This window comes from Thermocrinis ruber, from assembly GCF_000512735.1.
Taxonomy (GTDB): Bacteria; Aquificota; Aquificia; order Aquificales; family Aquificaceae; genus Thermocrinis; species Thermocrinis ruber.
The window spans coordinates 382,602-404,247 of the sequence record NZ_CP007028.1 but is presented as its reverse complement, the minus strand read 5'-3'; the positions used below and the strand labels follow the sequence as shown (position 1 = coordinate 404,247).

Genomic DNA, 21,646 nt, shown 5'->3' with positions numbered 1-21,646 from the left:
TGTGTTTTTTTAGAGTACCCCTTTTATAGTTTGACAAATGCAAATTATTTGCATATAATACTCTTTATAAAAAGGAGGTAAAAAATGGACATAGGTGGCACGAAGGATTTTGAGTTCAACATCAAGGACCCGAAGTTTCTGGACGAGCAAGCCCTCTGGGAGGAGGCAAAAAGAGTATATTCAAAGTGTAAGGATTGTAGGATGTGCGTTACCTACTGTCCCTCTTTCCCTGCCCTGTTTGATGCGGTGGACCGGCACGATGATGATGTAGAAAAGCTGAGTAAAGAGGAGTTAGCCCTTCCTTTGGAACTGTGCTTTCACTGTAAGCAGTGCTATTTTAAGTGCCCTTACACTCCGCCCCACGAGTGGCGCATAGACTTCCCTCACCTTTCTTTGAGGTATAAGGTGTGGAAGTTCAAAAACAAAGGAGCCAAGCTAACAGACAGACTTATGGTAAATACAGATTTAGTGGGCAAGCTTTCGGTACCCTTTGCTGGCATAGTAAACAAGCTAAACAACACAAAGCCTGTAAGGGTGATCCTAGAGAACTTTATGGGCATAGACAGGAGGGCAAAACTGCCACCCATAAACTCTCAAACTTTGGTGGATTGGTATAAAGAAAATAGAAAACCCGTCAAAGGCGAAAACGGAAAGGTTGTCCTCTTTAGCACCTGTCTTTTTAACTATAACTACTTGGAAAAGGGCATAGCACTGCTACGAGTATTAGAAAAGAACGACCTTTGGGTGGAAATTCCAGAGGTTCAATGCTGTGGCATTCCCTTCTTTGATGTGGGAGATATAGACACGGCCATAGAAAAGGCAAAGCACAACGTCAAGGTTCTAAAGTCCTACGTATCTGCAGGTTATGATATAGTAGTGCCTGTTCCCACCTGTGCCCTGCAGATAAAGTACGAGTATCCGTTGCTCTTGCCCGATGACCCCGACGTCAAGCTGATTTCCGAAAAGGTTTTTGATGTGCATGAGTATCTTTGGAAGCTAAAGGAAAAGGGAAGACTAAACCAAGACTTTAGGGTCTCCATGGGCAACATAGCCTACCACATACCCTGTCACCTCAAATCCCTGAACGTGGGCTACAAGGCTGCGGCGCTTATGAGGTTAATCCCCAACACCAAGGTTAGGCTCATTGAAAGATGCTCTGGACACGATGGCACCTTTGGTGTAAAAAAGCAGACCTTTGACATGGCATACAAGGTAGGTTCCAAGCTCTTTGAGGAAATAATCAGTGCAAAGGCAGACCTTGTGGTATCCGATTGCCCCCTTGCCAGCAACCAAATAGAGATGGCAACGGGCATAAAGGTATTGCACCCTATAGAAGTTTTGTACAGGGCTTATAATTTTTGAACCATGCTTAGGGTAGTTCTAAACGGTAAAGAGTACGAAGTGGAAGAGGGAAAAAAGCTTGGAGATTTCTTTAAAGAGGTGGGAATAGAGGGCGCCCTTGGCGCCAAACTGGGCGGTAAAATAATTGACCTTCAGACACCCATAAGGGAGTCTGGAGAGCTCGTGCCTATATACAAGGGGGACCCAGAGAGCTTGGAGATCATGCGCCACTCCCTTTCTCACATAATGGCTCAAGCCCTAAAGGAGATATACGGTAAGGAGGTAGTCCATCTTGGAGTGGGACCCACCACGGAGGAAGGTTTCTATTACGACGTGGAGGTGGAAGGAACAAGGATAAGAGAGGAGGACCTTCCTAAGATAGAACAGAAGATGAAGGAGATCATAGAGAGAAACTATCCTATTCTGAGGAGGGAGCTGGACAGGGATTCTGCCATTAGGCTCTTTGAACAGTTAAAGGAACATTACAAGCTTGACATAATTAAGCGCATAGACCCTCACGATGTTATATCCGTCTATGAGCAGGGGGACTTTATAGACCTTTGCAGGGGTCCCCATGTACCATCCACTGGTATGGTGGGTGCCTTTAAGCTAACTCACATAGCTGGAGCCTACTGGCAAGGAGACCCTTCCAAGCCTATGCTTCAAAGAATTTACGGCATAGCCTACTGGGACACAAAGGAGCTTGAAGAGAGGCTGAAGTTCTACGAAGAGGTAAAGAAAAGGGACCACAGAAAACTGGGCGCAGAGTTGGAGATGTTCATCATAGACGAAGACATAGGGGGAGGTTTGGTGCTCTGGCTTCCAAAGGGCGGAATATACAGAAAAGTTTTGGAGGACTTTTGGAAGGAAGAACACTTAAAGAGGGGCTATCAACTGGTTTATACACCCCATGTGGGGAAGGCAAAACTATGGCAAACCAGCGGACACCTGGAGTACTACCGTCAGAACATGTATCCACCCATGGAGATGGAGCAGGAGGAATACTTTGTCAAACCTATGAACTGTCCTTTCCATGTGGCCATCTACAAGAGCAAGGTAAGGAGCTACAAAGAGCTTCCTCTGAAGTTGGCAGAGCTTGGCACTGTTTATAGATACGAGCTATCCGGAGTTCTGCATGGACTAATGAGGGTGAGGGGCTTTACCCAAGATGACGCCCACATAATATGCACACCCGAGCAGGTGGAAGATGTTATCCTTGAAACCTTGGACTTTGCAGTGCAGATGTTAAAAACCTTCGGCTTTGAGGACTTCAAGGTTTACATATCCACAAGACCACCCCTTTACATCGGCTCCGAAGAGCAGTGGGAAAAAGCGGAGAATGCCCTCAAAAAGGCGGTAGAAGCTCTAAACTTAAGCTACGAGATAGACGAAGGTGGTGGTGCCTTTTACGGTCCAAAGATAGACGTAAAGATCAAGGATGCCATAGGTAGGTTCTGGCAGTGTTCTACCATTCAGTTTGACTTTAATTTGCCAGAGCGCTTTGACATGGAGTACGTAGGTCCAGACAACAAAAGACACAGACCATACATGATCCACCGGGCGATCTTTGGGTCAATAGAAAGGTTCACCGGTGTTCTTTTGGAACACTATGCGGGGCTCTTACCCTTCTGGCTCGCACCCGTCCAAGCAAGGGTGATCCCAGTTTCTGAAAAACATATACCTTACGCAACCGAGCTTAAGAATTTCCTAACAGAAAGGCACTTCAGAGTGGAAGTGGATGACAGAAAGGAACGACTCTCCGCCAAAATAAGGACTGCGGAGTTGCAAAAGGTCCCTTACATCCTTGTGGTGGGAGATAGAGAAGTGGAAAGCAAAACCGTCTCCGTTAGGTCCAAAAAGGAAGGAGATTTAGGAACTAAAACTTGGGAAGAGCTGGTGGAATTTTTCACAGAACTTGTTCAAAAGAAAGTGTGTTAATATCTTTAGTAAAACTTGAAAAGGAGAGTGTCATGGAAGAACAAACCTATGCAGTACCTTTTGCATTGGTAGGCTTTTTCCTAACCTCCAAGCCCATTGAGGAGAGCATCAGAAACGATGTGACTCCGGAAGAGCTGGAAAAGCTTCAGGAGATCATAAGCAGGCTACTCTTTACGGAAGGTGTCCAAGTTGCCCTCTATCCATCGGTTGTTCCACCGGATCAAGCGGAAGAGGCGATAGATGAGCTTGAAGATATGATCTTTGGAGAGGAAGAATGACCAAGCTGATCTTGTGCGGAGCCCTCGGCAGAATGGGCAGGGCGATCCTAAAGACCTCCCTTGAGTATTCAGACCTGCAGGTAGTTGCAGGCGTTGAGCACCCCGACTGCGTCAGAGGGCAAAGCTTAGGAGAAGCGGTGGGTATGGAAGAGTTCAAGTTTGCACCGCTCACCTCTAACTTGGAGGACGTTTTACCCCTTGGAGATGTGGTGGTGGATTTTACGGGGAATACTCTGTCTGCTTTAGCCCATGCCAAGCTGTCTGCCTATGCGGGTAAAGGAGTGGTCATAGGTACCACGGGCTTTAGCCCACAGCAGGTGGAGGAACTAAAGGAGCTTTCAGCGTATGCCCCCATTCTTCTCTCTCCCAACATGAGCTTGGGAGTCAATCTTCTCTTTAGGTTGGCAGAGATAGCGGTTAAAGCCCTAAAGGACAAGGGTTTTGACGTGGAAATTTTAGAGATCCACCACCGATTTAAAAAGGATGCACCAAGTGGAACCGCCCTAAAGCTTCTGGAGATAGTAGCTAACGCCTTGGGCAAAGACCCCTCACAGGTGGGAAAGTTTGGAAGGGAGGGAATAGACCCAAAGGGCGAGGAGATAGGCGTCATGTCTCTGAGGGGTGGAGATGTAGTGGGAGAGCATACTCTATATCTTTTGGGCTTTGGAGAGAGGATAGAGCTTACCCACAGGGCAGTCTCCAGAGACATCTTTGCCAAGGGCACCTTAGAAGCTTGCCGGTGGATCAAAGGAAAACCACCCGGCTTTTACAGCATGTTTGATGTGCTTGGGATATGAGCTTTTATGAAATCATAGATGACATCACCGCAGACGCAGGTATAAGGGTAAGGGCAAAGAGCTTGGAGGAACTATTCTGCAAAGCCATCCTTGCTACCTTTAACGAGATCACAGACATAGAAAAGGTTAGCAAAGACAAAAAAGTAGAGTTGGAGGTTCAAGGAGAACTACCCTACCTCTTGGCAGATGTCATAAACCAGCTTTTGGTCTTGCACGAAAAGGAAAAATTGATAATAAGCCACTGTGAAAGGGTGGAGTTTAAAGAGGATGGTGTTAAACTGATGCTAAAGGGCGGTACCTTTGATCCAGAAAGGCACCCCTCAAAGCTTGTCATAAAGGCAGCCACCTATCACAGGCTCAAGGTGGAAAAGTTAGAAGACGATTATTTGGCGGAGGTTATATTTGATATATGAGGCTAAAGGCTTACGCAGAGCTTACAAAGTTTGAACACACCATCTTCGCCCTTCCCTTCTTGCTGGCGGGAATAGTCCTGTTGGTTGAGGATTTCCCATCCCTTTGGAAGCTCTTTTGGGTGTTTGTTGCATTCGTGTCCGCAAGGACATTGGGTATGTCCCTCAACAGGCTCATTGACCTTCCCATAGACCAGCTAAACCCAAGAACAAAGGATTGGGTTCACGCAAGGGGTGAGCTCTCTCAAGAGGATATAAAAAAACTCGTTTTTCTCTCCGGCGGCATCTTCCTCCTTGCCTGCCTTATGATAAACTTGCTTACCTTCCTGTTGGCTCCTTTGGTGGTTTTTCTCCTTTGGTTTTATCCTTATGCCAAGCGGATCACCTACTATCCACACCTGGTGCTCGGCTTGGTTTACTTTTTGATCCCCCTTGCGGTGGATGTTGCCTTTAATGAAAGCATATCAAAAACCGCCCTGCTTTTGGGTGTGGGTATGGCTTTCTGGGTAGCGGGGTTTGATGTGCTGTATGCACTTCAAGACTATGAGTTTGACAGGACGCACAATCTAAAATCCATCCCAGTAAAGTATGGCATTGGGGGAGCCATAAAGATCTCCAGGCTCTTTCATGCTATAACCTTTCTTTCCCTCTTAGCCTTACTCTTTGTGTTGGATTTCTTAGGTCCCATTTACATTTTGGGGCTTCTGGTACTCGGTCTATTTCTTGTGTATGAACACAGCCTAATAAAGGAGAACGACCTTTCTAAGATAAACAAAGCATTCTTTACAGTAAACGGGTATGTGAGCGTAGTGTACTTTCTTACCGTTCTTTTGGATAGGTTGATTTGAAAAAATTGCTTATAATAATTTTCCCATGGGTGAAATGGAAAGGTTTGAAAACCTATTAGAAGAAAAGCTTGTGCCAAACAGAATTTTAAGGAAAGGGGAGGTGGTAAGGGGAAGGATCGTCAAAATAGACGATAGGACCGCGTACATTGATGTGGGCTATAAGGTAGAGGCAATAATGCCCAGGGAAGAACTGCCGCCACAAACCAAGGAGGGGGACGAAATAAAGGGCATCTTGGTTAAATTTTCAGGTGGTGTGCCCGTTCTGTCTTTCCAAAGGTATCTCAAGGAGAGGCTCTACGGCTTTCTAAAGTCTGCCCAAGAAAAAGGTAAGTTCGTAGAGGGTAGAGTAGAGGAGATTTTGGATGACGCGTATGTGGTTAATATCAGTGGTCTAAAGGCAATCCTACCTAAATCTGAAGCCCGACAAGGACTGAGAAAGAATTCAAGAGTAGTAGCAAAGATAAAGGAACTTTCAGACACAAAGGAAGGTCTAAAGATCGTTCTAAGTGAAAAGGATTTTATAGAGCTGATCAAAAAGAGAAAGAAGGAGAGAATCCTCAAGCAGTTAAAGGTGGGAGATGTAATAGAGGGTAGAGTTATCAAAATAGACCCAGAGAAAGGGGTTACACTGCTGATAAAGAATGCGCTAAGGGCATTCTTGCCAAAGGAAGAACTCTCTTGGGGTAGAGACAAAAATCCCTACAATTACACGGAGGTAGGCGAGAGGCTCAAGGTCAAGGTTAAAAGAATACCCAAAGACGGTGAGTTTATCTTTGTGAGCCTTAGGGAGCTAAAGCCCAACCCATGGGAGAAGGCAAAGGAAGTTATAAGCAAAGGCAAGGTTATGTCCGGCAAGGTGGTGGATATAACAGAAAAGGGAGTTATAGTGGAACTCTTTGAAGGTTTGGAGGGTTTTGTGCCGAAGGACGAGGTTTCATATGATGGCAGTATGCCAAAGAAGTGGGAAAATGTTAACGTAAAGGTTCTTGAGTTTAACCCAAGAGCCCAAAAGCTCATTCTTAGTATAAAGGAAACACTTCCAAAGCCTTGGGAGGAGTATATCAAAAATCATCCTGTGGGAAGCAAAGTTAAAGGAATTGTCCAAAGGTTTGAAAAAGCGTCAGCTATAATAGATTTGGGCGATGTAAAGGGAATCATTCACAGGAGCGACCTCTCTTGGGGAAGACCCAAAAGGGTAGAAGAGGTTCTCACAATAGGAGAAGAGAGGGAGTTTGTGGTCCTTGGTCTGGAGGGTAAATTTGTAAAGCTTGGGCTAAAGCAACTGCAAGAGAATCCTTGGGAGCTCTTTCTCAAGAAGTATAAGGTGGGAGATAGGGTTAAACTAAAGGTAGTTTCTGTGCATCCCTTTGGAGCATTTTTGGAGTTTCCTGAAGGAGTAGAAGGGTTGTTGCCTGTTTCTGAAATGGATAACGCAAAGGACATAAAGGTCGGAGATGAAGTTGAGGTACGCATCATTGATATAGTTCCACACTCAAAGGTAACTCTAAGTGCAAAGGAAGAAACCAAGGTAGAGGACATAGTCAGCGAAGGAGGAGAGAGCGGTTTTACTCTGGGAGAACTTCTGAAGAAGAAGATGAAGCTGTAAGATGACTAAAAGGGATATAATTCAAAGGTGTCACGAGAAGTACCCTGATTTTTCCAAGTCTTTGACCGAGAAGGTATTGAACTTTATCCTTAAGGAAATTGCCCTGAGCTTAAGTAGAGGTGAGAAGGTTAAGCTCTCTGGCTTTGGTACGTGGAGTGTAAAAAAGACAGGTAAGAAGGTTGGCGTTAAGTTCAAGCCCAGCAAAAAGCTTCTGTACTATTTGAACACCCCCAACTTAGATGCTAAAATTAATAGATAACGGGGTGTGGCGCAGGAGGAAGCGCGCTGGCATGGGGGGCCAGAGGTCACGGGTTCAAGTCCCGTCACCCCGATTTTAAACTAAAAAGGAGTCAAAATGGCTCTCGAGCTGGAAGAGCACGTTGAAGCTTTAACTCTTAGAGTTTTTCTCAAGTCCCTTGAGCTGTTAGGTGGTACGCAAAAGTTGGTCCAAACACGGGCAACCAGTTGGCTATCGTCCCTGCTTCTGGCTTCTTACACTGTAGTGCTGAAGGAAGAATACCTCAAATCCGAGCAGGAGATCGCCCAAAGGCTAAGAATAACCCCTCAAACGGTAAAAAACATCCTCCGGTCTGAGCCTTTGGTTGATAATTTAGAGGAACTTTTTGAAAGTGAGGGTAAAGACCTTAACATACATACCGCCGGTGGCATAGCCAAGCTCGCTTACAGATTAGTAAAAGACCAAAAGGACCATACAGGTCTTTGCTTGGAGTTCTCACGGAGAACTGCAGGAGCCTTGGATATAGCCTGGGCTAAAATCCTCCTTAGAAGGCTTGAGGAGAAAGATTTTCCCGTTCAATCTGCACAACATCTAAAGGAGAAGCTTGGAAAGGTTTGGCTAAGTGGTAGGTCTGTCCAAGAAGTCCTTGAAGAACTTGATTATCCCATCCATACACCCATTGAGCTCATAGAAAAGATAAAAGAAAACCTGCGTATGTATGGCCTTGAATGAAGTATGTTGGTTATCTGGTTTTAGTCCTTCTTTTTATCTATTTTGTCTTTGTTAAACCTTTTCTGCTTTTGCATCGCATTGAGTTTGAGGTAAAAGAACCAAAAATAAATCTCAAGGAAAAAAGCTTTGAGATAGGAGAGTTTTGGGTTCTTTTGCCCAACTTTAGAGGTGAAACGTTCTTTCTAAGGGTGGATGGGCTTGCCCTTTACAAAGATACTTTGAAGCTAAGGGAGCTTTCGCTGATAAGCGTCTCCTCAAAGATATCGGAAAAGCCCTTTGAATACGATTTTAGCGACCTTGCGAGGAGATTGAATAAGATAAACATACACCTGCAAAGGGCTTACATTTCAATGAATTCGGTGCCCTATTCAGAGAGTATAACCCTTTTTGTAGGGAAAGCCCACAAGGAGGGCAATAAAATTTGGGCTGAAGAGCCAACAGTTGCCTATTATATCCATGGACAGAAAATCATAAGGATAGAAGTTTTTGTTGAAAGTGCCCAACTAAAGGGTCACACTTTGGAAGTTCTTTCTTCAAAGGTTCTAGGAGAAAATTATTCCTTTGACCTAAAGGGTCGTTGGAAGGGTAAAGAGGGCGCCTTTGAAGCGGTGGGCTATGTGGATAGAATAACCACCGGAAACTTTTCCATTGAACCCATAAAGGTTGAAGCTAAAGGCTGGTTGGATTACAAAAATATCCAAGTAGATATGCAATTGCAAACAGATGACCTTGTGATAAAAGAAAAACACTTTGGCAGAGTAGCCGGGATAGGAAAATACCGCTACAGATGGAGGAATGAAAACCTGTTTTCCACTAGCTTTGAGGGTAAAAATCTCACTGGAAGGCTTGAGTATGACTTGAATAGGAGGACATTAAAGCTTGACTTTTCCGAGCTTGCCTTTGATGAAAAACTGCTTGGTGTAAAACAAGGTCTGAGGGGCTTCTTTGCGGGTAGATTGTTTGCAGACCTCAACAAAAAAACCTTAAGCTTAGAGGGGAGTGTTAAGGACATAATCTTTCAAGACATCCAGATAAATAATGCAGACCTAAGCTTGGGGCTTGATTACAAGGAAAAGCCAAAGGGGGAAGTTTCCTTTGCTTCCGACGTGCTTGAGCTAAAAGGTAGGTTCTACGGGAAGGACTTTTGGGGTCAGCTAAAGGTAAATGGACTACCCTATCAAAGGGAAAATGTAAGGGCAAAGGTCTTTTATGAGGGCTATCTTTCCTACGTGGCGGGAACTCCAGAGAGCTTGGGAAAAGGCTATCTTTCTGACCTTTACGTATACAACAGGTTTATAGGAAGGTCTGACTTTAATCTTAATCTCAAAGGGCAGGATTTTCTGGTCAGCGGAGAGGGCAAGGGTTTTAAGCTGAACGCCTCTGGAAATATAAAAGACGAAAGCATAAAGGGTGTTTTAACCTTTACAGGCTTTAACTTTCAAGAGAGGGGTATAGAGCTTTCAAACCTTGTGGGGCAGGTTTCTTTTGAGGCTATTGGTAAAAAGGTACAGGCAGAGGGTAGGTTGGAAGGTAAGTTAAGTCAGGAAAAGGTGCAGTCGCTTGCAAACTTGGAATTTAACATAAAACTCCTTGAAGGAAAGCCCGAAGGAGAATTTAAAAGCATATTGAAGAACGTAAAGCTCGGGGACCTTGAGTTTAAAAACGGTCTCTTGGTGGGAAGTGTAAAGGACCAAAAGCTCATACTAACCTACAGTTTGGAAGAAAAACTCAAAGGTTCGGGCATCTTTTCCCTCTCAGATTATACCTTTAACACAGAGGGCAGGTGGGAAGGGGAGCTAAAGGGAAGTTTTTTGATGCTCTCCTATAGACTCCAAAGCTGTTCAAAGACCGCTTGCAAGGGTGAGCTTGTGGGAAGGGCAAAGTTCAAAGACATAACAATACCCATAAACGCCAAGTTTGATTACGAAGGGGAAAGGCTGAGGGCAAACGTCAAAGGATTTGACCTTCAAAAAGGACCCATAAAGGTAAGGGTAGGAGATCTACGCCTGGAGGAGGGTAAAATCTTCTTTAGTGGTGGAAGTGTAAGCTTAAACTCGGAAGAGTTGTTGAAGCTATCGCAAGCTGAAGGCTTCTATGACTTAAAAAAAGAGGGCTTTGAAATACCCAACATAAAAATATACCGCTATGCGGAGGGCAACGCTAAAATTTCTTACAGCAAGACGGAAGGTCTTAGCATCAATTCAGAGGGGCATATAAACTTAGAAAAAACATCCGCACTCTTTAGAAGTAGGGTTCAAACTTCACTGATAGGCAACTTATACTATTATCTGAACATAGACAAAAAGGGCGTCAACTTAGTCTTGTTATCAAAGGAACCGATAGAACTGAGGTCTAGGTACGTAGGTATTCCAATGAGGGGGGAAGCTTACTTTTACGGAGACGGAAAGATCTTTAAAGGTTCGATGAACTTTTTGGGAAACGGTTCTTCTTTGACCGCGGAAGCAGAGGGAACAGAAAAAGAGTTGCAGGTAAAATTCAACGTAAACAGAGTTCCTGTGGTATATAGGGATGAAAATTTAAGGGGTAGCCTATTTTTGAGGGGAGTGGGTGCTATAAGCACAGACTACAAAAAGGTTAAAATATCCTCTGACCTAAGCATAGCGGGCATTGTAGAAGTGCGAAGTTTTCCAAAGGCAAAACAGGCAAAAAGGGAAGAGATTCCACTTACTCTAGACCTAAAGGTCTCTTCTTATGAGCCTCTAAGGGTATATTTGCCTGAGGGATACATATACAGCTCCTTGGAGGGTTATGCAAAGGGCAAGCTGGATGACCTTGAGTATAAGTTTAGGTTTTCACTTTCTGGGGGAGAGCTAAAGTATTTCAACAAGAAGTTCTATGTAAAGTCTGGCTTTTTTGAGCTTGATAAAAAGAGCAAAAATATAGACCTAACCATAGCATCATCCCTGCCCGATTATGTGATCCTCATAAACCTAAAGGGAGATCCCGAGTATCCTAAGGTCTTACTTAACTCTGAACCGCCAAAAGAAACAAGAAAAATAATAACAGACCTTGTGTTGGGTGGAGGAGAAGCGCAGGGAATTATATCCCTTGGAGATATTTTAGCTTCTCAGATCCCGCAGGTAACAGGACTCACGAAAGGCTTAGAAAAAACGTTGGGCACTGAGTTAAACATATCTGTATCGCCTCAGCTCAGTAGCTCTGGTGAGGTGGGAGTTTCCACAAAGGTTTCTAAGGACATAACAGATAGGTTTTCCATAGAGTATCAGCATAGTACTCTGAAAGATCCAAAGGAAAGCTATGTGGGAGGCAGTGCGAGAATCACCGGTGGGATTTCGGTAGGAGGAAGGATAAACTCAGACAAATCAAAGGAAGTTAGATTAAGGGTCAGGGGCAAGTTTAACTTTTGATAGGGTTTTCACGTAGAACAAAAGATAGTCCAAGAAGGAAAGAGAGATCAAAATATAAGCAGGATAGAGAAGGAGCTCTAACTTAAAAAGAACATAGAGGGGGATGGCAAAGGATATATAGGCTGTGGTAAGCTTGCCCAACATTCTTGCCTTGGGGACAAACCCTTTAGTCAAGTATATGTGCCCTCCACCGAGGAGTATAAAAAGGTCTCTAAAGAGCAAAGAAAACAAAAGTGCGGGCTCTATCATCTGAAATCTATAAGTGAGAACATAGAGGGCTATTAGCAGTAAGGTTTTATCCGCCAGAGGGTCCAAGACCTTTCCCAAGTCCGTCTCCTGTTTTAGCCTTCTTGCCAGAAAACCATCCAGGGCATCCGTTAGGGCAAGGAGTATAAACAGTGCGATGGCTTGGAGAAACTCCAAAAATAGCATAAGGGGGCTTAGCAGTAAACGGGTAAGTGATACAAGGTTTGGCAGGTTCATCACTTCAGAAAAAGCCAAAATCAGCTACGCCACCTTGGGAGAGCATTCCTCTCTTTAAAAGCTCCGTCTCTTCCAGTTTGATCAACATCTCCGGCATCACACCCATTGGGCAAACTATGGAGCAGTTCTTACAGTGGGTGCAAAGGTTGATGTGGGCATCTTTGAGAAGAAGGAGCCTTTCCTCCGCCTTTGAGTGTCTTCTGTCTTGGAGTAGCTTATAGGCTCGGGAGAAAGCCATTGGACCTCCAAAGTCTGAGTTGCTAACAAAGATGGGACAACTACTATCACACAAACCGCAGGCAATACAATCAAAACTCTTTAAAAGAAATGGGCTCATCTCAAGCTTTTGAAGGTTCTCTTGGAGGGGTTCATACCATACCTTTAGCTTTTTGATACGTTCTATTAGGATGCTATGCTCCACAACCAAGTCTTTAACTGGACGCATGTTATCAAGGGGCTCCACCAAAACCTCCTCTCCCAGGTCTTTTATGGCGGTTTTGCATGCAAGGATGGGCTTTTGGTTTGCCTTTACTCCACAGGTTCCGCATATACCAGCCCTGCACATACTTCTAAAGGAGATGGTTGGGTCATACTCCTCTTTGATGTAAAAGAGGACATCCAAGAGGGTTTGTCCGGGTTCTGTGGGAACAATAAACTCCTTTATAACAAAATCATCGTCCCTGTAAAGTTTTAGTCTTACCAGCATGAAGATAAATTTAGGCTAAGGGATGGGTTTTAGTATTCTTATTTCGCCCCTTGTGATTTCCAGATAGCCCTCCCTCTCCAGTTCCTTCAAAAGCCTTGATACCACCTCCCGGGCAGTGCCAATATCCCTTGCGATCTCTTCATGGGTAGCCTTTATCACATTGCCTTTGGCGTTGTTTTTTATGTATTCCACCAGTCTTTGGTCTACCCTTTTGGATATTAGCTCGTTCAGAACAAGAAAGAGCCCATATACATTCTTCACCACCATATCTAAAACAAAGTTCCTCCAGTAGGAGTATTTTTCAAAGAGGTAGTTGGCTTTTTCTGCAGGGATCACATAACCCAGCACGTCCTCCTCACAGACCGCGTAGGCAGGATATGGGACTTTCTTTAAAACCGAGAGGTTTGTAAGTATGCAGGTCTCACCCCTGCCAATTCTGTACAGGAAGATCTCCCTACCGTTCTCTGCGGTAAAATAGACCTTAACACTTCCCTCCAAAACTATAGGTACTAACTCACACACCGCACCTGGATAGCCTATCATAGTTCCCTTTTTTAGACTGACCGGTTGGGAGAAGGAAACCAAATCTTCCTTAAAGTTTTTATCCGCATAAGGGAAGAGCTTTTCTAGAGTGAGTTCTTTCATCAAGGATAAAAATATAGGTCCCCCGAGGGGACCCGGCAATGGGCTTTATTTCTTTTCCACAATTACCGACTTAAGGGGAGCCACCGCTTGCAGAAACTCCTGCTGTTCTCTGGCGGGAACTTTGAACTTATCCAAAACCTCCTTGGTGATCTTCACAAACCTATCCCAGTCTTCTTCCGTTATGCCCAAACCCTCGTGAGCGGTTTTCATATCCCTTCCTGTGTATATGCAGGGTCCTCCTGTGGCAGAGCAGACAAAGTCAGTAAGATGGGCTATTAGCTTTCTTTTGCTATCGTTGCTAAGCCCCTTAAAGTACACTCCCAGCTTCCTGTCCGTTACGAGCCTAGTCGCCAGCTCATTAACCACTGCGGATATGGCGTCGTAGCCGCCGAGCCTTTCATACAGGCTCTTTTCCTTCATCTGTGCATATGCGGGTGCGGACAGCATACCCGCCAAAAGCAAGCCAAAAAGTAAAGCTCTCTTCATGGCAACACCTCCCAAAAAGATTTGCTTTTTATGTTAGGGCTTTTGGGCTTTTTGTTCAGTGATTAAATCACTTTGAACCTTAATATAAAAAACATGGAACTGAGCTTGAAAATTGCTCTCCCCGGAGGGCGGGTTGAAAGGATAAAAGCGGACTTTCCTTACGAGGGCTCCCCTATAGGCTTTAGGGTTCTGGTGGAAGGAAAAACTGGACTTGTGGTGGGTCTTTCTGATGACGGACAGGTCAAGGAAGTAGTATTTCCAGACAAGGTGCCTCTGACCTCCGAAAAGAACCTCTCAGCCCTAAAGGACACCGCCATGCTCTATGGCTTAATACCTTGGCTGTTGTTATGGGAACTTTTGCCCGCTGAGTGGAACTGGAAAAAAGAAAGATTTCTTACGGTCCCCCTTTCCTCCTTTGTGGGCTTGGACCAAAGGACTAAACGGTTTTTAGATTGGGTGGCAAAAAACAAAAGGATAAAGGAAGAAACAGCCAAGAAAAGGTTTGGATGGCAGTTTGTGAGGCTTTTATTGGAAAAAGGCTTTTTGAAGGTGGTGGAAGATTGGTCTGCGGTAAATGTGGAGATGGAGCTTTTTAGCCTTAACCTTCCCTTTGATGTTGCCCTTTCTAAGCTAAAAAAGACCAAAAACTACGCAGAAAGGGTAAGACTGCTCAGCTACCTCAGGGAGAGGTTGTACGCCACAAGGGAGGAGCTCAAAGAAGAAGGTTTTTCCTCCAAAGACCTGCAGTTTTTGGTTTCCAAGGGTATAGTCAAGGTGGAAAAGGAGCTGATGCAGAACTTTGCCTTTAGTCCAAAAAGCCAGCTAAGGCAGAGTAGCATATCCTTAATAAAAAGCATACAAAAGCCAGTGCTTGTAGTAGGAAGCCTTTCAAGGCTTTTAGAACACCTTGTCCTTTTGGTGGAGTCCGCCCTAAGTAAAAACAAGAGCCTTCCCATATTTTGTTTTCAAAACTCTACGCTTCTTTACCTTATGAGAGAACTAAAGCCCCTTTTTGGAGATCGGGTGGTTTCTCTCTCTTCCTTTGACAGCCCAAGGCAGTTTGTGAAAAACTGGTTTCTGGCACAGGAAGAAGGAAGGGTGATCCTGAGCTCAAGGCTTGGACTTTTGGTGCCCTTTAAGGAGCCCTTTGCCTTTGTACTATTCGAAGACCAAAATACAAAGTTATACAACGGAATAGACCTTAGGAACTACCTTTTCCACCTTTACAGGTATTACGGCTCTCAGTTTTTTTACTACACCACAAGCCTTGGAGTGGATACCTACCAAAAGGTGAAGATTGGTGCTTGGCAGTTGGAAAGTCTTGGCTACTCCGCCAGTGTGAAAATTCTAAAAAGAAAGCCGGAGGAAGTTTTTTCCCAAGAGCTTCTTTCAAAGTTAGAGGACAACTCCCTCCTTCTGATAAGAAAAACGGGCTACTCTTATGCATACTGTCCCAGGTGTCAGTTTCTGACAGAATGTCCCCACTGTGGCACCTTTTTGACTTTAAGTAAAAGCCAAAACAGTCTTTTTTGTACCCGATGCAAATGGTCTGGTCCTCCCACTTGTCCCCACTGCGAGAGTCCTGTGGTTCCCCAAGGCTTTGGTGTGGAGAGGGCGGTGGAAGAGCTGGAAAAATACGGACTTGTAAAAGAAAGTTTGCACTTTGACACTAAGCCTTCTCTCTCGGGAACCTATAAAAAGGTCTTTTTGGTTCATGGAGATAACCTGCTTTCTCTTCCTAACTTTAACGCGGAGGAGGAGTTTTACAAGTATGTGCACAGGGCATGGGCAATGGCGGAGCAGGAGTTTTATCTGCAAACCTTCTTGGAAGAGGAGCTGGTGGAAAGGTACCTAAAGGATGACTTTCTGGAGGAAGAGCTGGAAAAAAGAAGGGAAGAAAACCTACCTCCCTTCACAAAGCTTATCTTGGCGGTCTTTCCCAAAGACAGAGAAAAGGTCCTGAGGGAACTATCCTTTGCAAAAACCCGGACGTATGGCAATCTGCTGGAGGTTTTTCTTAAGGTGGAGCCAAAGCGTTTGAGGGAATTTTTGCCAAAGCTTCTTAGCCTCAACCCCCTGAAGCTGGAGTTGTGGTAAAAATTGCCCCCTCTTTATCCACCTTCAAGGATAAATACTTTGCGGATATGCCCGCCTCTTGAAAGGCATAAACCATGGCATTTCCTACTTTGTCCTCCCCCTCAAGGCAGAAGCTGGCTATGGTGGGACCAGCCCCACTTAGAAAGACCGCAAGGGCACCCTCCGAGTATGCGCTTTCTAAAACCTTATCAAAGTTTGGAATTAGGGACTTTCTGTAGGGTTGATGAAGCCTGTCCTTTACCGCTTCCCTCAGACCTTGATAGTCCCTTTTGCAAAGACTTACCACCAAAAGGCTCGCCCTCTGTATGTTATAGACTGCGTCCTTCAAAGAAACTTCCTGCCTTAATACCTCCCGTGCCTTCTTTGTGGAAAGCTCAAAATCTGGGATGCAAACCACCACCTTTAGTTCCTCCGGAAAGTCCAACCTCTGATAATGGACCCTTTCGCCCACTGCACACACTAGAAAGCCTCCAAGAAAGGCTGGCAGTAGGTTATCCGGATGTGGCTCAAACTCAAAGGCTATCCTTAACCTCTCTTCCAAGCTTAAGGTCCTTTGATAGAAGTGTTCCCAGAGCTTTATGGCAGACACGATGGCGGTGGCGGAAGATCCCAGCCCCCTTGCGGTGGGAATGTGGTTTTTCATCTTAACCTTCAAAGGAATGGGCTTTTGGGAAAAGAGCTCGCAGGCTTTTAAATATACTCTGGCAAAGAGGTTTTCTTCGTTCTGTGGAAGTTCCTGCCCTTCTCCCACTATCTCAAACTCCCATCTATCCCAAGGCTGTGCGGTAAAGTAGTTGTATAGGTTCAGGGCAAGCCCAAAGGTGTCAAAGCCTGCACCCAGATTGCTGGTGCTTGCGGGAACCCTTAAAGTCGCATAATCCTGTCCCATCCTCTATATCCTACCATATCCTTTATTGCCAAGGCAAGCTCCCTTATCTCCTTCTGGGCGTGCGGGTGGGTCCTCAGGGTTATAAAGTTATCCAAAGAGATCCTTGGCACCGTCCAGTAAAAGCGTGTTTTCATAAACTGCGGAAGGATGCCCCTTGCCAGTTCCTTGGCAGTCCCCTTCTCCACCATGCTGGTATAGAGGGTCTTTAGGTCCTCCACATACCACTTGATCTTTTTAAGAAAAAGGGAGTTCCAAGGTTCTTCCAAGGGCGTATCCTCGCTTGCCTGTTTGTTGCTCTTTGATTGTTTCCTTAAATACTCCGGAATGTAAAAATCGGGCTCGTAGGATACATACCTCCTACTTACTTCGTTGTACGAGCCAAAGCGGTGTCTGTGCCATTGGCGTGCAACAAACAGAGGGCACTCCACCACAAAGGTGTAGTAATCCATCGGACTGTCCAGCTCTAACTTATCCACCAAACCTACAAAGCCCGAGGAGGTTTCCACAAGCTCTTTCACGTATGCGCTGTCCGTTGAATAACCTTTGGGCTCTTTCCCGACCACCACCGAATAGACCGCAGGCAGTTTTTCTTCTATAACACTTAGAACTTCCTCTGGCATGTGTTCCCAAGCGTTTATGATATTCCTGAGATTCAGCCACAAAAACTTGCCATCCCAATAGGCTTGAAAGGTAGGGTTTTTGACCTTTCTCAAAAGGGAAATCCAAAACTCTTCGTCGCTTTCAAAGGCTATTACCACGTGCTCAAAGGGTGATGCATGCCTGTTTTCAAAGAGAAACTTTATGAGCTTTATGTCTCGTTCCCGATCCACTTGCTCATCCTTTGCAAAGGACACACGAGCGCAACGTACAACCCTCTGGTCTGAACCAAGCAAAAACACAGCCATGGGCTTAAACTATTATACAGATGCTAAGACCCTTATTGTATGGAATCGTTCTCACGGTTTTTGTGCTTACCGGCTCCTTTGTTTATGTGCTAAAAAGGACTATGAGCAAAGAGATCTTTGAAGTTCTCCCACTGCTTGACAAAAGGTATTTGTTCCTTTCTGTTCTAAGCATGTTTTTTTATCACACCTTTGACAACATCAGGCTCTTTATCCTTGCCCGAGCCATGAACCTCAGGTATTCTTTTTCTTATGGCTACTTGGTCTCTTTTATAAACACCTTTGGAGCCACCATTACACCCGCCCACGTGGGAGGAGAAATGATGTCTTTGTACACCCTCTCCAGAAAGGGAGGGAGATTGCACAAAGTCATGAGCGTGGTAGTTATGAAAACCCTAACGGGAATGGTCTTTTTTGTTTTTCTGTCCCCTCTTCTAGTCTATTACTTTTATAAGCATACACAGGAGGCTGTAAAACTTTTTGTCATATTGGTGGTTTTAGGATTGCTGAGCCTTTTGGTCTACAAAGTGTTCAAATACTTTTTTGATAGGTCCAAGGACCAAAACCAAAGCCTGATGCTGAAAGTTAAATACACTCTGAAGAGGTTCATTATCGTAAGCAGACTATTTTTGAGGGACAAAAAGAAGCATATTTTCTTGGCCACCCTCAGCAGTGTGCTTTTGTATGTATGCTTTTTGCTATCGGGAGCCTTTCTGCTCTCTGCCTTTGAGCCTTCTGTGAGCTTTTCGAAAGCTGTTCTTTCGCAGGTAGCCCTGCTCTATGCCATCTTTTTGAGCCCAACGCCCGGAGGAAGTGGCGTTGGTGAGGTGGGAGGCTTGGAGGTCTTCTCTGGTTTCCTTTCCGCTTACATGTTGGGTAGCTTTGTTATCCTTTGGAGGTTTATTACCCAATACCTGAGCGCCATCATTGGTGGAGTTCTTTTCTTTTATTTACTTTTCAAAGACACAAAGGCTATGCTTAGATGAACTGGCTAAACCCATACTTCTACGCGGTCAATCTACGGAACTGGCTTTATGATAGAGGATTTCTCAAGACCTGTTCTTTTAGTGTTCCCATCCTATGCGTGGGAAACCTATCGGTGGGTGGTAGTGGAAAGACCAGTTTGGTAAGGTTTTTGGCGCAGAACTTAGCAGAGGACTACCATATCGCGGTGCTTTTGAGGGGCTACAAAAGAAGCACAAGGGGTCCGGTGGTTGTTAGCTATAGGGGGGAAGTTAGGGCAAATTGGAGAGAGGTGGGAGACGAAGCTTACATGTTGGCAAGGCTTTTAAAAAACGTCAGCGTGGTGGTGAGCGAAGACCGATGCCTTGGTGCAAAGTTGGCGGTGGAGGAGCTAAAGGCTCAGTTGATTATCCTTGACGACGGCTTCCAACACAGAAGGTTAAAGAGGGACTTAGACCTTGTCCTTTTAAAGGAGAGGGACTTAAAAGACAGGCTTTTGCCCTTTGGCAGGTTAAGGGAGCCACTGGATGGGTTGAAAAGGGCGCACGCAGTGGTACTGACCTATCAGGACCTAAAGGAGTGGGAGTTCAAGATTGAAAAACCTACTTTTAAGCTTTACAGAAAAAACTGGAGGGTGGTCTCAAAGGAAGGAGAGGTTTTAAATTTCAAAGACAAGAGCTTTATAGCCTTCTGTGGGCTTGGAGACAACGAACAGTTTTTTAAAACCTTGGAAAGATTGGGCATAAAGACAGAAGAAAAGCTGAGCTTTCCAGACCATTATCATTATGAAGGCTTTAAGTTGCAAAAGGAAAAACTTTATCTTACCACCTTAAAGGACTTTTTCAAGCTGGAACCAGCGGAAAACTTATACTACTTGGACTTTGATGTGGAAGTGCCCGGGCTTATGGATTTTGTGAGGGAAAAGCTCACTGAGAGGCCATAGTGCTGAGCTGTTCGGTGGTGCCCAATACCACAAGGATGTCTCCCGGTAGGATTTTTTCATCCCCCATAGGGTTGACGATGAGGTTTTCTCCCCTTTTTATGGCAAGGACGCTCACGCCAAAGCGCCTTCTAACGTCCAACTCCCTCAGTGTCTTGCCCAGCATAAAGTCAAAGGCTTTTAGTTCAAAAACGCTGTGCTTTTCTCCGATAGGTATTTCCTCTATGAACTCGCCCGCCAAAAGGGAGTGGGCAACCCTTATAGCCATCTCCTTTTCCGGATAGACCACCCGATCAACTCCTAATTTTTCAAGCACCTTGCCATGCAGAGGATTTACCGCCTTTGCCACTATCTCTTTTACTCCCAGCTCTTTTAACTGAACCACGATAAGTATACTTGCCTCTATGTTTTCTCCTACGCTAACCACCGCAGTATCCACGTTGGCTATGCCAGACTCCTTGAGTGCCTTTGCATCCGTTGCATCCAACACATAAGCCAAAGACACATACTCGGAGACTTCCCTAACCTTCTCCTCATCCACATCGCAGGCTATTACCTCAGCACCCCCCTGCGCCAAGGTTCTTGCTACATGATAGCCAAACCTACCGAGCCCTATAACACCAAAGGTTCTATTTTTTTTCTTCATAGCAGTAGCCTTGCTTCAGGGGGTTTTATTCTGCTCTCTTCTCCCTTGCCATAAAGGGCGAGCATGAAGCTCATTATTCCCATCCTTCCCATCAGCATAGTAATTATAATTACTACCTTTCCAAAAGGAGACCAATCGGCACAAAGGCTAAGCCCCTGAGGGTTTCCTACGGATAGTCCCACCGAAGAGAAAGCAGACACCGTTTCAAAGAGGGTGGGAAGTAGTGGAGCTCCTTCCGTATGGGTAAGTATCAGTGTGGCAAAGGTTGTGTAGAGGAATGACAGAACAAAGATGGTTAAAGCCCTTTGGATGGTATCTTCCGCTATTCTTCTCCCAAAGACCACCACCTGACCACTGCCCTTTAGGTAGCTATGAACTACGAGGATTATAACCACTGCGGTGGTGATCTTTATGCCACCACCCGTTCCGCCGGGACCTGTACCCACAAACATAAGAACCACCAGAAAGAAGAGCCCGCCCTCTGAAAAGCTCTTTAGGTCCACAGTGCTAAAACCTGCAGTCCTTGACGAAACACTGTGGAAAAAGGCAATAAGGAGCTTTTCCTTTAGGCTGTAGTTTTCCCATCTGATGGTATCAAGCAGGAGAACCAAAAAGCCTCCCACAATTAGAAGAAGTGTGGATACAAGCACAAGCTTGGTGTGAGTGGAAAGTCTTTGAATTTCCTTTCTTTGGTATAGCATGAGCTCGTGGATCACATAAAAGCCCAAGCCTCCCAAAATGATCAAAAGGCTAAAGGCTAAGTTAAGCCATAAGCTGTCTCTAAAGGGTGTAAGTCCATCAGGCAGTATGCTAAAGCCCGCATTGTTAAAGGCAGAAACCGAATGAAAAATGCTCATTGCCAAACTGATGGGCAGGTCAAAGTGCCTTAGAAAGAATGGAAGAAGAAGCAGGGCACCCAAAAGCTCAACCCCAACAACAAAGGGTACTATCCTTTTGAGAAATCTCACCAAGCCGTGCAGTCCAGGGTAATTGACCGATTCTGCCAAAAGTATTCGGTCCTTTAGGCTCAACTTTCTTCTCAGGAGAATCAAAAAGTAGGTGGTAAATCCCATGTATCCAAGCCCACCTATCTGAATGAGTAGGAGAATTACAGCCTTTCCAAAAGGTGTAAATGTCTTGTAGGTATCCACTACCACATGACCTGTAACGGAAACTGCAGAGGTGGCGGTAAATAGGGCATCCAGGAAGCTAATTCCTTCGTAGGTGGATATGGGCAGATAGAGTAGCAAGGTCCCGATGGCTATTAACACCAAGTAGGAGAGAAGTATTATTCGGTGGGGTGTCATCAGGA

At 45.0% G+C, this 21,646-nt stretch carries 21 protein-coding genes and 1 tRNA gene; 14 read left to right on the top strand and 8 right to left on the bottom strand.

All coding sequences use genetic code 11. From position 1 onward, the window contains the following. The first annotated feature begins 84 nt into the window (after positions 1 to 84). From THERU_RS02175 to THERU_RS02125, 11 genes are all read left to right on the top strand, one after another. The gene (locus THERU_RS02175; protein ID WP_025305649.1) at positions 85 to 1,362 is read left to right on the top strand and encodes a heterodisulfide reductase-related iron-sulfur binding cluster; all 1,278 of its coding nucleotides are present in this window, start codon (positions 85 to 87) and stop codon (positions 1,360 to 1,362) included. A 3-nt stretch (positions 1,363 to 1,365) separates the two neighbouring features. Beyond that, on the top strand, positions 1,366 to 3,279 hold the full coding sequence (gene thrS, locus THERU_RS02170; protein ID WP_025305648.1) for a threonine--tRNA ligase: 1,914 nt from the start codon (positions 1,366 to 1,368) through the stop codon (positions 3,277 to 3,279). 32 nt (positions 3,280 to 3,311) lie between these two features. After that, complete coding sequence (locus tag THERU_RS02165; protein ID WP_025305647.1) at positions 3,312 to 3,557, top strand: hypothetical protein; 246 nt, start codon at positions 3,312 to 3,314, stop codon at positions 3,555 to 3,557. Then, on the top strand, positions 3,554 to 4,354 hold the full coding sequence (dapB, locus tag THERU_RS02160; protein ID WP_025305646.1) for a 4-hydroxy-tetrahydrodipicolinate reductase: 801 nt from the start codon (positions 3,554 to 3,556) through the stop codon (positions 4,352 to 4,354). Before THERU_RS02165 ends, dapB begins: the two co-directional genes overlap by 4 nt. Further along, complete coding sequence (locus tag THERU_RS02155; RefSeq protein WP_025305645.1) at positions 4,351 to 4,767, top strand: archease; 417 nt, start codon at positions 4,351 to 4,353, stop codon at positions 4,765 to 4,767. Before dapB ends, THERU_RS02155 begins: the two co-directional genes overlap by 4 nt. Beyond that, positions 4,764 to 5,612 carry a UbiA-like polyprenyltransferase gene (locus THERU_RS02150; protein ID WP_025305644.1) on the top strand — a complete coding sequence of 283 codons (849 nt, stop codon included), beginning with the start codon at positions 4,764 to 4,766 and terminating at the stop codon, positions 5,610 to 5,612. The genes THERU_RS02155 and THERU_RS02150 overlap by 4 nt, the downstream gene beginning before the upstream one ends. Before the next feature lie 25 nt (positions 5,613 to 5,637). Next, positions 5,638 to 7,218, top strand: coding sequence for a S1 RNA-binding domain-containing protein (locus THERU_RS02145; protein WP_245565841.1), 1,581 nt, complete (start codon positions 5,638 to 5,640; stop codon positions 7,216 to 7,218). A gap of 1 nt (position 7,219) precedes the next feature. Then, positions 7,220 to 7,477, top strand: a complete 258-nt coding sequence (locus tag THERU_RS02140) for an HU family DNA-binding protein (RefSeq protein WP_025305642.1) — start codon at positions 7,220 to 7,222, stop codon at positions 7,475 to 7,477. Then, a tRNA-Pro gene (locus THERU_RS02135) sits at positions 7,478 to 7,550 on the top strand. A gap of 23 nt (positions 7,551 to 7,573) precedes the next feature. After that, entirely contained in the window at positions 7,574 to 8,188 is a 615-nt protein-coding gene (locus THERU_RS02130) for a bacterio-opsin activator (RefSeq protein WP_025305641.1), read from the top strand. Next, entirely contained in the window at positions 8,185 to 11,577 is a 3,393-nt protein-coding gene (locus tag THERU_RS02125; protein WP_025305640.1) for a translocation/assembly module TamB domain-containing protein, read from the top strand. Before THERU_RS02130 ends, THERU_RS02125 begins: the two co-directional genes overlap by 4 nt. Here THERU_RS02125 and THERU_RS02120 read toward each other — a convergent pair. Genes THERU_RS02120 through THERU_RS02105 form a run of 4 tightly spaced genes read right to left on the bottom strand, consistent with a single transcriptional unit; the run spans position 11,548 to position 13,897 of the window. Then, entirely contained in the window at positions 11,548 to 12,060 is a 513-nt protein-coding gene (locus THERU_RS02120) for a CDP-alcohol phosphatidyltransferase family protein (protein WP_038532014.1), read from the bottom strand. The two genes, THERU_RS02125 and THERU_RS02120, sit on opposite strands and share 30 nt — an antisense overlap. A 4-nt stretch (positions 12,061 to 12,064) precedes the next feature. Then, positions 12,065 to 12,766 (bottom strand): succinate dehydrogenase/fumarate reductase iron-sulfur subunit, encoded by a 702-nt coding sequence (locus THERU_RS02115; RefSeq protein ID WP_025305638.1) that lies wholly within the window; start codon positions 12,764 to 12,766, stop codon positions 12,065 to 12,067. Positions 12,767 to 12,781: 15 nt separating this feature from the next. Next, complete coding sequence (locus THERU_RS02110; protein WP_025305637.1) at positions 12,782 to 13,411, bottom strand: Crp/Fnr family transcriptional regulator; 630 nt, start codon at positions 13,409 to 13,411, stop codon at positions 12,782 to 12,784. 45 nt (positions 13,412 to 13,456) lie between these two features. After that, the gene (locus THERU_RS02105; RefSeq protein WP_025305636.1) at positions 13,457 to 13,897 is read right to left on the bottom strand and encodes a group I truncated hemoglobin; all 441 of its coding nucleotides are present in this window, start codon (positions 13,895 to 13,897) and stop codon (positions 13,457 to 13,459) included. Positions 13,898 to 13,990: 93 nt separating this feature from the next. Here THERU_RS02105 and THERU_RS02100 point away from each other — a divergent pair, with 93 nt between their 5' ends. Continuing rightward, positions 13,991 to 15,994: a primosomal protein N' gene (locus THERU_RS02100; RefSeq protein ID WP_156916181.1), complete on the top strand. Its 2,004-nt coding sequence runs from the start codon at positions 13,991 to 13,993 to the stop codon at positions 15,992 to 15,994. Here the strand turns inward: THERU_RS02100 and thrB are convergent. Further along, a complete protein-coding gene (thrB, locus tag THERU_RS02095) occupies positions 15,966 to 16,883 on the bottom strand; it encodes a homoserine kinase (protein WP_025305634.1) in 918 nt (305 codons plus the stop codon). The two genes, THERU_RS02100 and thrB, sit on opposite strands and share 29 nt — an antisense overlap. Beyond that, the gene (gene thyX, locus THERU_RS02090) at positions 16,859 to 17,788 is read right to left on the bottom strand and encodes an FAD-dependent thymidylate synthase (protein ID WP_025305633.1); all 930 of its coding nucleotides are present in this window, start codon (positions 17,786 to 17,788) and stop codon (positions 16,859 to 16,861) included. The genes thrB and thyX overlap by 25 nt, the downstream gene beginning before the upstream one ends. 20 nt (positions 17,789 to 17,808) lie before the next feature. On the opposite strand from thyX, the gene THERU_RS02085 reads away from it, so the two are divergent. Further along, positions 17,809 to 18,771 carry a flippase-like domain-containing protein gene (locus THERU_RS02085; protein ID WP_025305632.1) on the top strand — a complete coding sequence of 321 codons (963 nt, stop codon included), beginning with the start codon at positions 17,809 to 17,811 and terminating at the stop codon, positions 18,769 to 18,771. Next, positions 18,768 to 19,691 carry a tetraacyldisaccharide 4'-kinase gene (gene lpxK, locus THERU_RS02080; RefSeq protein WP_025305631.1) on the top strand — a complete coding sequence of 308 codons (924 nt, stop codon included), beginning with the start codon at positions 18,768 to 18,770 and terminating at the stop codon, positions 19,689 to 19,691. The genes THERU_RS02085 and lpxK overlap by 4 nt, the downstream gene beginning before the upstream one ends. Here lpxK and THERU_RS02075 read toward each other — a convergent pair. Both THERU_RS02075 and THERU_RS02070 read right to left on the bottom strand, forming a co-directional pair. Then, entirely contained in the window at positions 19,675 to 20,334 is a 660-nt protein-coding gene (locus THERU_RS02075) for a potassium channel family protein (protein ID WP_025305630.1), read from the bottom strand. The genes lpxK and THERU_RS02075 overlap by 17 nt on opposite strands. Beyond that, entirely contained in the window at positions 20,331 to 21,641 is a 1,311-nt protein-coding gene (locus tag THERU_RS02070; protein WP_025305629.1) for a TrkH family potassium uptake protein, read from the bottom strand. The genes THERU_RS02075 and THERU_RS02070 overlap by 4 nt, the downstream gene beginning before the upstream one ends. Positions 21,642 to 21,646: the final 5 nt, after the last annotated feature.

Excerpts from the sequence above, each read along its gene's own strand:
- dapB (WP_025305646.1), top strand. The coding sequence starts at position 3,554 with ATGACCAAGCTGATCTTGTGCGGAGCCCTCGGCAGAATGGGCAGGGCG.
- thyX (WP_025305633.1), bottom strand. The coding sequence starts at position 17,788 with ATGGCTGTGTTTTTGCTTGGTTCAGACCAGAGGGTTGTACGTTGCGCT.
- thrS (WP_025305648.1), top strand. The coding sequence starts at position 1,366 with ATGCTTAGGGTAGTTCTAAACGGTAAAGAGTACGAAGTGGAAGAGGGA.
- THERU_RS02145 (WP_245565841.1), top strand. The coding sequence starts at position 5,638 with ATGGGTGAAATGGAAAGGTTTGAAAACCTATTAGAAGAAAAGCTTGTG.
- THERU_RS02140 (WP_025305642.1), top strand. The coding sequence starts at position 7,220 with ATGACTAAAAGGGATATAATTCAAAGGTGTCACGAGAAGTACCCTGAT.
- THERU_RS02150 (WP_025305644.1), top strand. The coding sequence starts at position 4,764 with ATGAGGCTAAAGGCTTACGCAGAGCTTACAAAGTTTGAACACACCATC.
- THERU_RS02115 (WP_025305638.1), bottom strand. The coding sequence starts at position 12,766 with ATGCTGGTAAGACTAAAACTTTACAGGGACGATGATTTTGTTATAAAG.
- lpxK (WP_025305631.1), top strand. The coding sequence starts at position 18,768 with ATGAACTGGCTAAACCCATACTTCTACGCGGTCAATCTACGGAACTGG.
- THERU_RS02155 (WP_025305645.1), top strand. The coding sequence starts at position 4,351 with ATGAGCTTTTATGAAATCATAGATGACATCACCGCAGACGCAGGTATA.
- THERU_RS02120 (WP_038532014.1), bottom strand. The coding sequence starts at position 12,060 with ATGAACCTGCCAAACCTTGTATCACTTACCCGTTTACTGCTAAGCCCC.
- THERU_RS02125 (WP_025305640.1), top strand. The coding sequence starts at position 8,185 with ATGAAGTATGTTGGTTATCTGGTTTTAGTCCTTCTTTTTATCTATTTT.
- THERU_RS02105 (WP_025305636.1), bottom strand. The coding sequence starts at position 13,897 with ATGAAGAGAGCTTTACTTTTTGGCTTGCTTTTGGCGGGTATGCTGTCC.
- THERU_RS02130 (WP_025305641.1), top strand. The coding sequence starts at position 7,574 with ATGGCTCTCGAGCTGGAAGAGCACGTTGAAGCTTTAACTCTTAGAGTT.
- THERU_RS02100 (WP_156916181.1), top strand. The coding sequence starts at position 13,991 with ATGGAACTGAGCTTGAAAATTGCTCTCCCCGGAGGGCGGGTTGAAAGG.
- thrB (WP_025305634.1), bottom strand. The coding sequence starts at position 16,883 with ATGGGACAGGATTATGCGACTTTAAGGGTTCCCGCAAGCACCAGCAAT.
- THERU_RS02070 (WP_025305629.1), bottom strand. The coding sequence starts at position 21,641 with ATGACACCCCACCGAATAATACTTCTCTCCTACTTGGTGTTAATAGCC.
- THERU_RS02175 (WP_025305649.1), top strand. The coding sequence starts at position 85 with ATGGACATAGGTGGCACGAAGGATTTTGAGTTCAACATCAAGGACCCG.
- THERU_RS02075 (WP_025305630.1), bottom strand. The coding sequence starts at position 20,334 with ATGAAGAAAAAAAATAGAACCTTTGGTGTTATAGGGCTCGGTAGGTTT.
- THERU_RS02085 (WP_025305632.1), top strand. The coding sequence starts at position 17,809 with ATGCTAAGACCCTTATTGTATGGAATCGTTCTCACGGTTTTTGTGCTT.
- THERU_RS02110 (WP_025305637.1), bottom strand. The coding sequence starts at position 13,411 with ATGAAAGAACTCACTCTAGAAAAGCTCTTCCCTTATGCGGATAAAAAC.
- THERU_RS02165 (WP_025305647.1), top strand. The coding sequence starts at position 3,312 with ATGGAAGAACAAACCTATGCAGTACCTTTTGCATTGGTAGGCTTTTTC.